Here is a 13,746-nt window from a genome sequence, read left to right as displayed (position 1 = left end):
CGCCTTACCTGCTGTTGGCCTCCTGCAGCAACGCCCGCGCAGCCAGCTTGCCCAGGGCATTGCCGGCCAGCGGGCTGTCACCGGTGAGCAGCTTGCGATCCTGGTGGACGGCGCCGGAGATGCCCTGGTTGATGATCTCGATGCCCTGCTCGCGCAGCCGCTCACCGAACTTCCAGGTCAAGTGGCCGGGCATGTAGCCGATCTCCGGGGTCTGGGCGTCGAGCGCATCAGGGAAGGCGCAGATGCGATAGCCCTCGTAGAGCCTGCCACCGGCCAGCAGTGCCGCCGGGCCATGGCACAAGGAGATGACGAAGCGATCGTGGTCCGCGGCCCAGTTCAGCACCCGGCCAACGTCCTCGCTCCCTGGCAGGCCGATCAACGCGCCATGCCCCCCGGGAATGAACACGCCGATGTAGTCCGAATCCGGCCCCAGGGCCTCGTCGATCACCTCGGCGAGCTTGTACGGTTGCTGGAAGGCCGGCTTGTAGCGCTCGAACAGGCCGAGCACCTGCTGGTCCTCGCGAGGCATGGCCCAGTACTCGAACTTGACCGGGTTGCCCGACAGGGTCGCGACGTCGAAGGCGAACCCGGCCTTGTCCAGGTGGTACATCGGCAGCAGGGTTTCGACCGGATGGTTGCCGGTGGAGAACAGCGTGCCGTTGTCGGTGGCCAGGTAGCGCTCGTCGGCGCCGATCAGCAGGATCTTCCAGCGCCCGTCCTGGTAGGCGTCGGGGTAGTCGGCGCCGCTGAGGTCGGACCTGCTCGAGGTGAACTGGCCGAGGGAATACGGCGAGGGGAAGAAGGCGTTGTCTTCGGCCGGATCGGGGGTCGGACGCTTGTCGTCGTTGGGCTGGGTCATGGCTGTACTCCTGAGTGGATACCGATGACGAGACCTCCGGCCGCGCGCCAATGAGGGGTGTTCCCTGATTGGCGCTCCACCGGGGCATCGACGTGACGCGGGCAACGCTGCGCAGGGCGCCGGCGATGCGCCCTTGGCTGCACCACGCACGGATATCCCTCCAGCAGGAGCTGCTCGTGGGAGCGGGCTGCCCCGCGAAAGCCCTGAGCAGTCTAGCCGAGCGCCGCCGGAGTATCGACGTCGCGCAGCACACCCACGTCGTTCACCTCGATCACCACCACCTGCGTTCGATGCCGTTGCAGCACCGAGCGGGCGCCTTCGTCACCGGCCAACCGCGCAAGCTCAGGCCAGTAGTCCCGCCCGAACAGTACCGGATGCCCGTTCTGTCCCTGGTAGCGCGGTACCACGATAGCCGACGAATCGGTCGCCTCGATCAGACACCTGTAGCTCTCGGGCAGGATCCACGGCATGTCGCCCAGCAGAACGGCGACCGCCTGCGCCTGGCTGTCGCCCAGCGATGCCACGCCGGCCGCCAGGCTATGGCCCATGCCCAGGACCGCTTCGGGGCTGGGAACGATCCGGCAGCCGGCAGGCAAGCCAAGGTCCTCGCCCCGCTCGCCGCCACGCAGCACCACCCGCACCTCGTCGAACGCGGCCTGCGCCCGTTCCACGCTGTGCTGCAGCAGGCTGCGCCCGTCCGCCAGGCACGCCCGGCGCTTGTCGGCACCGAAGCGCGCGCCCTGCCCAGCCGCCAGGACCAGCGCGACAACCGTCACAGGGCCTCGCGGGCAATGCCGCTGCGGGTACGGAGAATGTCGGCGAGTACCGCCAGGGCGATCTCCGCCGGGGTCTTGCTGCCCAGGTTGAGGCCGATCGGCGCGTGTATCCGCGCCAACTCGGCATCCCCCAGCCCACCGATGCGACGCAGGCGTTCACGGCGCTTTTCCGAGGTGGCGCGCGAGCCCATCACACCGATATAGAACGCTTCGGTCTGCACCGCTTCGAGCATGGCCAGATCGTCGATCTTCGGGTCGTGGGTGAGCGCCACCACCGCCGTGTCGCGGTGGCAGCCGCCGTTGGCGATGAACAGCGAAGGCAGTTCCCGACGGATTTCGATCCCGTCGAGCACCACGTTGTCCATCACCTCGTCCCGTGGATCGCAGAGCACCACCTCGAACCCCAGGCCCTTGCCGAACTCGGCGCAGAAGTGCGCGACGCTCGAATAGCCTGCCAGCAACAGGCGCTGGGCGGCACCGATGCGCAAGCGCACCCGCTGTGCCTGCTGTTCCACCCGGGGGCCCTGGCTGTGGTCATCGCGCAAGCGGCGCTCGCCGCTACGCAGGTCGACCTCGCGCAGCAGCCGACGGCGGCCAAGCAGCGCTGCCTCCAGCTCGCCGAGGTGCGCCTGGGTGGCGCAGTCGGCGGGCAGGCGTTCGACCAGCACATCGAGGATGCCGCCGCACGGCAGGCGGATGTTCGAGCGGCTGTCGCTACCATCGCCGTAGCGCACCACGACCGCCGCGTCGGCGAACTCGCCCGCGCCGACGCGCTCGAGGAAGTCATCCTCGACACACCCGCCAGACAGCGAACCGAGCCACTGGCCCTGGTCGTTGACCGCCAGCAGCGAACCCGGCGCGCGGGGCGCCGAGCCGTAGGTGCAGAGCACCGTGCACAACCACACCGGCAGCCCATCGCGGGACCACTGCGCGGCCTGGCGCACTACCTGCAGGTCGAGATGCTGCACGGGTCAGTCCGCCTTCAGCTGGGCCAGCTGCTGGGTGCTCAGGTCGCCCGGCAGGCCGCCCCACGCTTCGCGCAGGTAGTTGACCATGTCGGTCAGCTGCGCGTCGTCGAGCTTGTCGGCGAAGCCCGGCATCGGCTGCATGCGCTCGAAGCCGGTGAACTGCTGCTCGCGGATACCGTCGACGATCACCTTGACCAGGTTGCGCGAATCGGCCTGGCGCAGGATGGTATTGCCCTGCATGGCCACGGCGATATGCGGCTTGCCCTCACCGTCGCCGCCATGACAGCCGGCGCAGACATTGAGGTACTGCTGGCGGCCACGCTTGGCGCTCTCGCCCAGGGTCTCGTGGGCCACCGCCTGGACCACCTTGGCCGCCGGCGGCTGGTCGCCGAGCAGGTAGGTGGCCATGGCCGACAGGTCGCTGTCTTCCAGGTGCTGGGTGCTGTGGTGTACCACCGGGTACATCTCGTTGAACATGCTGCCCTGGGCGCTCATGCCGTGCTTGAGGAAGGTCGCCAGGTCAGCCTGGTTCCAGCCGCGCTCGGCGAGGTCCTTGGCCAGCAGGCTCGGGGCCAGGTAGCCACCGAGCAGGCCGCCGGTCAGGCGCTTGTCCTGCTGCAGCGCACCGATCGGGTTGCGCGGGGTGTGGCACTCGCCGCAGTGGCCGAGCACCTCGACCATGTACTGGCCGCGCTTCCACGCCTCGCTGTTGCCCTTGCCCTCTTCCAGTTGCACGCTCTTGCCGTACAGCATGTTCCAGCCCATCAGGCCCAGGCGCACGTTGAACGGGAAGCTCAGGCTGGTTTCCGGCGCCGGACGGTTGATCGGCGCCACGGTCTTCAGGTAGGCGTGGATGGCGTCGGAATCGGCCCGCGGGATCAGGTGGTACGAGGTGTAGGGCATGGCCGGATACAGGTTGGCGCCGTCCTTGCGCTTGCCCTCGGTGAGGGCGGCGAAGAATTCATCGTCGCTGTAGTTGCCGATGCCGTACTGCTTGTCCGGGGTGATGTTGGTGCCGTAGATGGTGCCGAACGGCGAATGGATCGGCAGGCCGCCGGCAAACGGCGCCCCGCCTTCGGCGGTGTGGCAGGCCATGCAGTCGGCGGCGCGGGCGAGGTATTCGCCGCGCTTGACCTGGTCCTGCTCGGCTGCCTGGGCGCCGAACGACAGTACGGCGACACCGATGGCCAGGGCCAGGCCGCTGAGAACGCGCGTCATGCTCAACCCTCCTTGACCAGGCCGAGGTCGCCCAGCACATCGCGGGTCGCCTCGTAGTAGCGCACGTAGCCGGTGCAACGGCACACATGATGGCCAAGACTGGCCTCGATCGCGTCCTCCAGCTCGCTTTTCTTCAGCGGCTGGCGCTGGGCCTTTTCCACCAGCACCGTGGCGGCGTTGACGAAGCCCGGGGCGCAGTAGCTGCACTGGAAAGCGAAGCGGTCGACGAACTTCTGCTGGATCGGGCTCAGTTCGCCCAGGTTGCCAGCCTCGTCACGCTTGGCGTGGCCTTCGATGGTGCGGACTTTCTTGCCTTCGAAGTAGTGCGCGCCGGTGATGCAGGTCCGCACTTCCTCGCTGGTGCCGTCGGGGTTGTCGACGATCACCACGCAGGCATGGCAGATGCCCTGGCCGCAGCCCAGGCGCGAGCCGGTGAGGTTCTGGTATTCATGCAGGTAGTCGATCATCGCCAGGTCATCGGGGACCACTTCGGTGACGACGGATTGACCGTTCAGGGTCAGTTGCAGCTTGCGGTCAGCCATTGAGGGCCTCCTTGACGCGGGCGGGGGTGATGGGCAGGTCGCGCACACGCTTGCCGATGGCATGGGCCACGGCATTGCTGATGGCGCCGACCACCGGGATCATCACCACTTCGGCGATGCCCTTGGACGGGTCGGTGGACGACAGCGGCGGCAGGATCTCCGACGTCTGCTTCCACACCGCGACATGCTTGGCCATCGGCAGGCGATAGCGGTTGAAGTTCCAGTCGCCCTCGCCCGGGCCACCCTCGTACAACGGCATTTCTTCCAGCAGGGCATGGCCGATGCCCATGGCGATACCGCCTTCGAGCTGGCCCTTGACCAGTTCCGGCACCAGCACCCGGCCGCACTCGACCCAGCTGTGGTGGTTGAGCACGCTCACTTCGCCACTGCCCTTGTTGACCTTGACCTCGACGATGGTCGCCACCGGGCTGTAGTAGGTGACCATGGCATTGTTCAGCTGGGTCGCCGGGTAGGCGGCGTTCTGCCGGTCCAGCAGGTGGAAGCCGGCGCTGTTCATCTGTGCCTTCTTGGCGTTCGGCGCACCGTCGCCGTACTTCACCGCCAGGCCGTCGAGCGGCAGGCGCTCGCGCACGCCGTCGATGACGAAGTCGGCCTCGGCCCAGCTCCAGCGGTTGAACGCGTGTACGCTGACGCCGGTGACCAGGCCCATTTCATGGGCTTTCTTGGCCAGCACCGGGAACGGGATCGGCTCCAGGCCGTTGCCGGTCAGCGCGCCGTTGACCCACACCGCGTTCTCGCGACGCACCACCAGCGGGTTGGCCTGGCCGCCGAACGGCCCCTGGCGCCACAGCGCCACGGCAGCCGGCCACAGGCCGTGGTTGAACAGCACACGCGCCGCCTCGCGGGTCGCGTGGCTGAAGTAGAACGCCGAGTTGGTCGCCGACGACGGCGAGGCCAGCTTGGCGACCCAGCGCGGGTTGCGCAGCGCGGCGTCCTGCTCGGCCTGGCTCATCAGGTAGGGGTTGCCGCTGGTGCTCAGGGCCAGCTCCGGCCATTCGGTCTGGGCGGTCTTGACCTCGTCGGCGGCGCGGCCCAGGAAGTCACTGACCACGAAGGCCTGGGAGGTGGACATGCCGGTGCCCAGCTCGGTGCCGATGTGGCGCAGGCTGATCTGGCCGTCGGCGCTGAACTCGACAGCCGCCAGCGGTGCCTCGGCACCGGTGCCGAAGTCCTTCTGGGTGATGGCGAAACCGACGCCGTACCAGTTGTCGTGGTCCTTGGCATCCTCGGCCTGCTTGCGCGCCTGGCGGTTCTTCCACCACTCGTGCTGGCTGGCCTTGTCGAGGATCTCGTGCAGGCGCAAGGCACCGGCCGGTACCGCGCCCTGGGTGTTCTTCATGCCCGACTTGAGCGCGTTCCTGCGGCGCAGCTCGATGGCGTCGACACCAAGGCGCTCGGCGATCTCGTCGACCATCATCTCGGTGGCGGCCATGCTCTGCAGGGTGCCGTAGCCCCGCATGGAGCCGGCCTCGACGCCACGGGAATGGTAGGCGGTGACCGACAGATCGTTCTGCGGCATGTAGTAGATCGACTGCGCGGCGGTAGCCCCCACCGCGGCCACCGACGGGCTGTAGTTGATACGCCCGCCGCCATCGACGGACATGTCGGCGCGGAAGATCTGGAAGCTCATGTCGTTCTTGTCCACGGCCAGCTGGTAGCGCATGTCGAACGGATGGCGCTTGATACCGCTCTGGAACTGCTCGTAGCGGTCGTTGGCCAGGCGGATCGGCACGCCCGCGCCGTACAGGGCGGCGACGGCGGCGTAGAACGGGAAGATGTTGTTGTCCTTGGAGCCGTAGCCGACGGTGTAGCCCGGGTGCATGTTCAAGTGCTTCAGGCCGAAGCGCGACGGCTTGATCATGTGCACGCACTCCTGCGCCACTTCGAACGGGCACTGGCTGGCCACGACGAAATGCAGGGTGCCGGTGGCCGCGTCATACCAGCCGTTGCCGTTGTCCGGCTCGAGCGCGGCCGGCTCGATCGACTGGGTCTTGTAGCGTTCGTCGAACAGCAGCCAGTCCTCGGGCGGCTGCTTGAGCTGCTCGTCGATGCGCTGGGCGTGGTACATGCCCTGCTCGGTGAGGGTGCCGTGCTGCTTGGGCTCGGCATTCCACACCGGCTTGCGGGCCAGGATGGTGGGGAACAGCGGCGAGTCCTTCAGGCTCGAGAAGGTGTCTTCGTCATACGGTGTCTTGCCGCCCACCCGCACGAAGCGGAAGCTGCCATAGGGATCGCGTTGGTACAGCGGCGCCTGCGCGCCGTAGCGGATCGCCTGGTCGTTGAACTGCAGCTTGAGCTTGGCCTTGCGAAAGCGCTCGAAGTCGTGCCAGATCAGGATCGCCACCGGGTGGCCGATGAACATCGGCACCTGGCCGGGTGGCAGCAACGGGTCGGGCGAATGCGCCTCGGGCCAGACGATGCCGTCCTTCTTCAGGTCGTCGGCGGTGACCACGCGGTCCGGCTGCAGCTCGGCGCCGAGCAGCGACAGGTCGTAGCCCGCGTACAGGCGGTCGGCCTTGGTCGCCTTGAGCAGCAAGGCGTGACCCTGCTGCTGCGGCCAGCCGGGCATGTCCTTGCTGCGGATGTCGCGGGCGAAGACTTTTTCGCCACAGACCTTGGACAGCGCGTCGTTACGCACGCGCACCTTGCCGTCATGGTTCATCCACTTCTGTGGCGAGGTGGTGACCTTGCTTTCCATCAGGGCGGCGAACGCCTGGCTGCCAAGCGGCGCCATGGTCACGCCGACACCGGCGACCAGCCCGCCTTGCAGGAACGAGCGCCGGGAGATATCACGGTTGGACATGGTTGATCCTCTGGACAGCTCGTGGGCTGCCCATGTTTTTTCTGGTGCGAGAGAAACTGGAAGGGCGCGCACGATCACAAAATCTGACTATTAAGTCAAGATGGACAACACGCACACCCTACCTTAGTCAAGCAGACAACTTGTCGCGGCAACAAAAGATTGCCGTGGTGCATAAACGCAAAGGGGCACAGCGACTCCAACACCACCTACTTCACCGCCGTCACCGCCAAGGGCGAATTCGACTGCCAGATGCCCAGCGGTGGCCTGGTCGCGGTGGCCGGCATGGGCATCTACGAGCCTTCGCCGACCTGCATGAGAGAAGGCCAGTCGCCCATCTACCAGTGATCAGCCCTGCGCGGCCGACGCCGGCAGTTGGTCGCGCAGGCCGCGCAGGGCCGCGCGCAGCTCCGCCGGGCGCACCGGCTTGGCCAGCACGGCAATGCCTCGTTCGTGCAAGCTGGCCTGCAAGCGGTCGATATCGTGGCCGGTCATGATCAGCGCCGGCACGTTCCAACCCCGCTCGGCCCGCACGGCATCGATGCAGTCGATGCCAGTGGCCTGGGGACCCAGATCATAATCGGCGACGATCACCTCGCAGTCGCTGCTCAGCCCCGTCGGCGAGCTCCGCGCCTGCACCTCGCAGCCCCAGCGCTGCAACAGCGCGCAGGTGGCCTGCAGCACGTTGCGGTCATCCTCCACCAGGCACACCCGCAAGCCGGTGAGCAAGCCCGCCTGCTGCGCTTGCTCGAGGCTGACCCGCGGGGCCTGAGCATCGACCCGGGGCAACCCGTCCAGGGTGACCGTGGTGCCGTGCCCGGGGCGAGAGCGCAAACGCACCTGCAGGCCCATCAGCCCCCCCAGGCGCCTGACGATCGACAGCCCCAGGCCGACGCCCTCGACGTCCTTGTCGCGCGCCTCGCGCACCCGGTAGAACTCCTCGAACACCTGCTCCTGGTGCTCCTCGGCGATTCCCCGCCCCTGATCGCAGATGACGATGGCCAGCTTGTCGCCACGCGGACGCACCCCGACCAGCAGGGGGCGACCGGCGGCGTACTTGAGGCTGTTGGACAATACGTTCTGTACCATGGTCGCCAGCATGCCAGGGTCGGCGCGCGTCCATTGGCGGCTCGCCACCAGGCGCATCTCCACGCCGGCCCAACGGGCCGCCTCGGCGTTCTGGCGCAGCAGTTCCCGGAGCATGCCGTCCACGGCGAAGTGCTCGTACTTCGGCTGGACCCGGCCGTTGTCCAGGGTGTACAGGTCGAGGATCGAGCGGAACAGCTGCGACACGTTGAGCAGCGAGCGGTCGATGCTGTCCACCAAGCGCCGCTCCTCGTCACCCAAGCGTGCCTCGCGCAGGCAAGCAGTGAACAGGCCGATGGAGTGGATCGGCTGGCGCAGGTCGTGGCTGGCCTGGGCCAGGAAGCGCGATTTCTCGCGGGTCGCGGCCTCGGCCAGGGCCGTGGCCTTGCGCGTGCGTTCGAGCAGCAGGTGGGCATAGAACGGAATCAGCGTGCTGGTGGTCAACAGCATCAGCAGCAGGAACGGCTGCTCCTGCCAGTAGGGTGTCAACCGCCAGACCACCAGCAGCGCGCACAGCGCCAGCACGGTGGCGATGGCCAGGTAGCGCGAGCCGAAGCGCATGCCATTGCCCAGGTTGATCCAGACCATCACCGCGTACAGCGGCAAGGCGGCCTCGCCGCCGACCACCAGTCCGAAACTGGTGCCGGTGTAGTCCTGGATCATGCCGAAGATGCGCCGCGCCGGATAATGCCCGGGCCAGCGCGAAATGGCATGGCGCATGGCGATGGCCATCACCACGAAACCGAGGTAGTAGAGCAGCACCGGCAGGTAGGTGAGCAACGAGCGGCCGGGCAGGAAGCCCAGCAGGGCGACATAGGCGATCGCACAGGAGGCGACGATGATGCGCAGGTTGGCTTGGTCCAGCTCGTTGTTCTTCTCGAACCTCATGGGTAACGTCCTTGTGCGCCAGTCGGCATTTACGGCACCGGCCTGGGGAAAAGGCCAGTCGAGGCTGCTAGGCTCTGCACGAAAAGCCTTGATACTTGTTCATGTTGCGTTGAAAACAGCCTTGCCTGACCTGCGTCTCAAGACTTTTCGTACAGAACCTAAATTAGCATGGGTCGGACACTAGGGAGTCATACGTCGTGAGTTGCCGCATCATCGTCGCGGATGACCATCCGCTGTTCCGGGAAGCCATGGTCAACACCGTGCGGCGCCTGTTGCCGCACGCCCAGCTGGAAGAAGCCGGCAGCCTTCAGGACGTGCTCAGGCTGGCGAGCGAGGGCGAAGCACCCGACACCCTGATCCTCGACCTGCGCTTCCCCGGCCTGACCTGCATCGGCCGCCTCGCCGAACTGCGCCGGCAACTGCCGCGCACCACCCTGATCATCGTATCGATGGTCGACGAGCTCGAAGTGATCAACGAGGTCATGGCCGCCGGGGCCGATGGCTTCATCGGCAAGTGCGTCAGCCCCGAGGAGATCGGCGCGGCCATCCTGGCCATCCGCGAGGGCGAGGTGGTGGTCAAGTACATCCCCAGCGGGCTGCTGCCGCAACTGGGCGTGGACAGCGAGCTCGAACAGCTCACCCATCGCCAGCAGGATGTGCTGCGGCTGATCGCCCAAGGCAAGACCAACAAGGAAATCGCCCGGGAGCTGGACATTTCGCCGTTCACCGTGCGGATTCACGTCTCGTCGCTGCTCAAGACCCTCAACGTGCCCACCCGCACCGCCGCCGCAGTGAAATACTCCGGCAACTGACCAGGCCGGCGACACCTCGCCCCGGCCTGGCCTTGGGCGCGCGCGCCGCTATGGATTGCGGGCGCTACCGTGACTGTTCTGGCCGCCCTTGCGCCCGGCCTCCGAGGCCCGGGCCCGGTCGTTGGCGAAGTTGCCTCCAGAATTGCGACCGCCTTTCTGGCCGGCACGGGAAGCTCTCTCGCGGTCATTGGCGAAATTGCCCGGGTTGGTGGCCTTGGTACCGCCGCGTTGGCTGGTCTGCTCCTGGTCACGAGCCATGTCGTTTCTCCTTTACGCGTTGGTTTGACGTGGCACGGAAACGCTCCGTGCATCAGTTCCGAACGGTGGCGCAGCGGCTCTGCTCAATCCTGTTCCGATTCATCGGACCAGCGGCGCCAGTGATTGGCGCGCCAACAACCGGCACGCCTGCACCACCTAGGTGCGTTGGCCTGCGGTGTTGTCTGCCTGATGGGCAACCGGGCAGGCGCGAAGGCAGCGGCACAAGCCCCTCCTCCAGCGCCAGCGCTTGCAAATTGACCGCAGGGGCGCAATCGTGGGCTTTAATCCATAGGGTCGACCTGTGCCAGGCACATCGAGTCAAAACTTTTTTACAGGTTACCTATCAACACTTACAACCGTTCCCAGCAGGGTCATGCATCCTTTTCCGCTGGAACCTTGACACTTCTTCGAGGGCCGTCACCGACCCACATTCAAACCCTGCCACTTCAGGTAAAACTGCATGAGCAAACGTTTACGCAAACAACTCGGCGCATGCGCGGCCGTGATCGCCGTGGCCCTGTTTGCCTACGCCAGCCCACCGTTATTCATTGCCCTCGTCATCCTGCTGGTTGCCTGTGGCCTGTATGACTTCTCTCGCAACGGCACGCTGGAACCGGCCATCGTGAAGAAATACTTCCTCGGCGGAGGCCGCAATACCTGGGCCTTGGCACCATTCAATACGCTGATCGACCTGTTCAGCAGACGCAACCGGCATATCTACGCACTGGACGAACTGCCCCCGGCCTGCCAGCAGGAAATCGAACAGGTGATCCAGCGTTCGATGCGCCATAAAGCCGAAATCGTCGAATATCTGGACAGCCGCATGCAGAACGACAAGCGCGGCATGTTGTTCTTCCAGTGGTACGGCAGGAAGAATGACTGTGGCCTGTCGATACCGGAGCTGCAACAGCCACTCGAATACGTCAAGACCATCGGCGTATCGGTGTTCAACGACAACCAGTCGACTTCGTTTCACTTCGGTCCACTGCGCATGATGCTGAGGGTGCTGTATAACATCAGCCCGCCCCGCCACAGCCCGGGTGTCTATATCCAGGTCAAGCGCCACAAGCATTACTGGCACGACGACCCCTTGTTCATCTTCGACGACACCCTGCTGCATGCCTCGTTCAACAAGGGCGGGGGCAAGCGCTACTGTCTGTTCATCGACATCATCCGCCCCTCTCCGGCACACCGTCTGCTGAACATGCTGGTGCTGGGTTTCTCCAGGCTGGTGTTCGGATTGCGCAAGACGTTCTACAAGAACTGGAAAGCGATCGACTAGGCCTGTACGAAAGCCTTGAGACGCAGGTCAGGCAAGGCTGTTTTCAACGCAGCATGAACACGTATCAAGGCTTTTCGTACAGAGCTTGATAAGTCTCCAAGCAACCACTCCCCGTTCACGGCCACCGCGCCGTCTTCCAAACCGCTCCGGGCCGCCAGCAGGCCCGCGCGGACTCCCCTCCCAGCATGCCCCCCGCGAACAAACGCTTATCACGCATGGAGGGCCAACGTTGCAATCCGCCCCCTGGGGAACGCGTTGTCAATGGCAGCGAAAACGGAAAGTCCATGACCCGCATCCTCCGCCCCTGTCACGGCTGGCACGGCCGCTACGGTTGACCTCCTCCCTTGCGGAGCTTATTCTGCGCACAACCTACCGGTCGGTAGGTTTTCTTTTCTGTGGACCCGATGTCATGCCCAGCACCTCCAACCTGCGCTTCGCCGCCTCCCTCGCCCTGATCGGCGCCCTCGGCCCCTCGGCCATCGACATGTACCTGGCCAGCCTGCCGGAAATGGCCCGCGACTTCGCCACCGGCTATGCCCAGGTACAGCTGACCCTGACCGTGTTCCTGCTGGCCATGGGCGCGGGGCAATTGCTGTTCGGCCCGCTGGTCGATGCCCTGGGACGACGCCGACCGCTGCTGGTCGGCCTGCTGGTGTTCAGCGCCACCTCGCTGCTGGCCGCCGCCGCCGGCTCGCTGGAGATGCTGCTGGTGGCGCGCCTGGTCCAGGGCCTGGCCAGCGCGCTGACCCTGGTGGTGATCATGAGCATGGTCCGCGATGTCGCCGACGGCGCCCGCGCCGCGCAGATCTTCGCCTTGCTGATGACCATCGAGGGCCTGGCGCCGATCCTCGCGCCGGCGCTGGGCGGCCTGGTCGACGCGCTCTACGGTTGGCGGGCGATCATGCTGGTGCTGGCCGGGCTGGGCCTGCTGACCCTGCTCAACTCGGCGCTGACGCTTGGCGAAACCCTGCCCGCGGCCCGGCGCACGCGCCTCTCGCCACGCACGGTATGGCGCACCTACGGGCGGATCCTCGCCGACGGCGCCTTCCTGCGCCCGGCCCTGGCGCTGTCGGCGGTGTTCTTCTTCCTGTTCGCCTACATCGCCGGCTCGGCCTACGTGTACCAGCAGCATTTCGGCCTCGGCAGCGCGCAGTTCGGCATGCTGTTCGGCGGCTGCGGCGTGGCGATCCTGCTCGGCGCCGCGCTGTCCGGCAAGCTTGTCGGCCGCCACGGCGTGGCGCGGGTCGCCTGGTGGGGGGCCTTGTGCATGGGCGCCGGGGCGCTGCTGATGGTGGCGGGCGGTGGCAGCCTGGCACTGCTGCTCGCCGGCGTGGTGCTGGCGCTGTTCGGGCTGGGGATCTGCGAAGCCACACTGATGGCCCTGGCAATGTCCTCGCAACAGCGTGACGTCGGCTCCACCGCCGCATTGCTGGGCGCCCTGCAACTGGTGTTGTCGTCCAGCGCCACGCCGCTGGCCGGCCACCTGGCCACTGTCGGCCCGCACGCCTGGGCCTGGCTGCTCGCCGCGGCGGCGTTGCTGATCGTCGGTTTGACCCGCGCCGCCCTGGCCAGGACAATCAGCGCCCCGACCTACGGCACCGACCTGGAGTGACCGCCTTGAAAGCCTTGAGCCCTTCTGCCGCGCGCATCTGCGACCATGCCGTCGAACACTTCGCCGAGCATGGCTACGACGCCTCCTCGCTGAGCGAGATCGCCGCCCTGGCCGGCATGCGCAAGGCCTCGCTGTACGCGCACTTCGCCAACAAGGACGCGCTGTTCGTGCAGGCCTTCGAGCGCGCCCTGGCCGAGGAGACCGCCTATGTCGAGGACGGTTTCGCCCGGGCGAGCGCCGAGCAGGAGGCGCCGGGGCACTGGCACCCGCTGCATCTGGCCGAGCGCTATGCGGGCTCGGCCAACCTGCGCTTCGTCCTGCGCACGGCGTTCCTGCCACCGGCAACGATCCGTCCAGTGGTCACCGGTGGTTTCGAGGCGTACCTGGAACGCATCCGCCAGGGCTTTTGCCAGTCGCTGCACCAGCGGCATGCCTGGGCGCGTACCGACGGCAACCGGCTGGAGCTGTATGGCGACGCCTACCTGGGGATCATCGACAGCCTGCATGTGGAACTGCTGTACGCCAATCCGGCCGTGTATGCCCGGCGGGCAGCATCGCTGCTGAAGATTCTCGACGATTCGTTGCAACTGGCCAGTCGCTGAGCACTGCCCCCTCGCTATTGCG

The 13,746-nt window shown here is 66.4% G+C and carries 13 protein-coding genes; 5 read left to right on the top strand and 8 right to left on the bottom strand.

Annotation, left to right across the window (positions count from 1 at the left end; all coding sequences use genetic code 11):
• Positions 1-4: 4 nt before the first annotated feature.
• The 6 genes from hchA to F3J43_RS13995 form a co-directional block, all read right to left on the bottom strand.
• Complete coding sequence (gene hchA / locus F3J43_RS14020) at positions 5-859, bottom strand: glyoxalase III HchA (RefSeq protein ID WP_166887243.1); 855 nt, start codon at positions 857-859, stop codon at positions 5-7.
• Positions 860-1,071: 212 nt separating this feature from the next.
• Positions 1,072-1,635 carry a nucleotidyltransferase family protein gene (locus F3J43_RS14015; RefSeq protein ID WP_166887241.1) on the bottom strand — a complete coding sequence of 188 codons (564 nt, stop codon included), beginning with the start codon at positions 1,633-1,635 and terminating at the stop codon, positions 1,072-1,074.
• On the bottom strand, positions 1,632-2,603 hold the full coding sequence (locus tag F3J43_RS14010) for an XdhC family protein (protein WP_166887238.1): 972 nt from the start codon (positions 2,601-2,603) through the stop codon (positions 1,632-1,634). The genes F3J43_RS14015 and F3J43_RS14010 overlap by 4 nt, the downstream gene beginning before the upstream one ends.
• Positions 2,604-2,606: 3 nt before the next feature.
• A complete protein-coding gene (locus F3J43_RS14005; protein WP_166887235.1) occupies positions 2,607-3,821 on the bottom strand; it encodes a c-type cytochrome in 1,215 nt (404 codons plus the stop codon).
• Positions 3,822-3,823: 2 nt separating this feature from the next.
• Positions 3,824-4,363 carry a (2Fe-2S)-binding protein gene (locus tag F3J43_RS14000; RefSeq protein WP_166887232.1) on the bottom strand — a complete coding sequence of 180 codons (540 nt, stop codon included), beginning with the start codon at positions 4,361-4,363 and terminating at the stop codon, positions 3,824-3,826.
• Positions 4,356-7,187 (bottom strand): xanthine dehydrogenase family protein molybdopterin-binding subunit, encoded by a 2,832-nt coding sequence (locus F3J43_RS13995; RefSeq protein WP_166887229.1) that lies wholly within the window; start codon positions 7,185-7,187, stop codon positions 4,356-4,358. The genes F3J43_RS14000 and F3J43_RS13995 overlap by 8 nt, the downstream gene beginning before the upstream one ends.
• Before the next feature lie 159 nt (positions 7,188-7,346).
• Between F3J43_RS13995 and F3J43_RS13990 the strand changes: the two genes are divergently transcribed.
• A complete protein-coding gene (locus F3J43_RS13990) occupies positions 7,347-7,532 on the top strand; it encodes a hypothetical protein (RefSeq protein ID WP_166887078.1) in 186 nt (61 codons plus the stop codon).
• On the opposite strand, the gene F3J43_RS13985 is transcribed toward F3J43_RS13990, so the two are convergent.
• On the bottom strand, positions 7,533-9,158 hold the full coding sequence (locus F3J43_RS13985; RefSeq protein WP_166887226.1) for an ATP-binding response regulator: 1,626 nt from the start codon (positions 9,156-9,158) through the stop codon (positions 7,533-7,535).
• Positions 9,159-9,355: 197 nt separating this feature from the next.
• On the opposite strand from F3J43_RS13985, the gene F3J43_RS24325 reads away from it, so the two are divergent.
• Positions 9,356-9,970 carry a LuxR C-terminal-related transcriptional regulator gene (locus F3J43_RS24325; protein ID WP_166887223.1) on the top strand — a complete coding sequence of 205 codons (615 nt, stop codon included), beginning with the start codon at positions 9,356-9,358 and terminating at the stop codon, positions 9,968-9,970.
• Between the two features lie 48 nt (positions 9,971-10,018).
• Here the strand turns inward: F3J43_RS24325 and F3J43_RS13975 are convergent, their stop codons facing one another.
• Complete coding sequence (locus tag F3J43_RS13975; RefSeq protein WP_166887220.1) at positions 10,019-10,228, bottom strand: con-10 family general stress protein; 210 nt, start codon at positions 10,226-10,228, stop codon at positions 10,019-10,021.
• Between the two features lie 460 nt (positions 10,229-10,688).
• On the opposite strand from F3J43_RS13975, the gene F3J43_RS13970 reads away from it, so the two are divergent.
• The 3 genes from F3J43_RS13970 (at position 10,689) to F3J43_RS13960 (ending at position 13,724) form a co-directional block, all read left to right on the top strand.
• The gene (locus F3J43_RS13970) at positions 10,689-11,510 is read left to right on the top strand and encodes an aspartyl/asparaginyl beta-hydroxylase domain-containing protein (RefSeq protein ID WP_166887217.1); all 822 of its coding nucleotides are present in this window, start codon (positions 10,689-10,691) and stop codon (positions 11,508-11,510) included.
• A gap of 409 nt (positions 11,511-11,919) precedes the next feature.
• Positions 11,920-13,122 (top strand): multidrug effflux MFS transporter, encoded by a 1,203-nt coding sequence (locus tag F3J43_RS13965; protein WP_166887214.1) that lies wholly within the window; start codon positions 11,920-11,922, stop codon positions 13,120-13,122.
• A gap of 5 nt (positions 13,123-13,127) precedes the next feature.
• Complete coding sequence (locus F3J43_RS13960) at positions 13,128-13,724, top strand: TetR/AcrR family transcriptional regulator (protein WP_166887211.1); 597 nt, start codon at positions 13,128-13,130, stop codon at positions 13,722-13,724.
• Positions 13,725-13,746: the final 22 nt, after the last annotated feature.

Origin of the sequence: Pantoea sp. Cy-639 (assembly GCF_011752525.1) — a bacterium.
Classification (GTDB): Bacteria; Pseudomonadota; Gammaproteobacteria; order Pseudomonadales; family Pseudomonadaceae; genus Aquipseudomonas.
The sequence above is the reverse complement of the archived record's forward strand: the minus strand, read 5'-3'. Positions and strand labels throughout refer to the sequence as shown.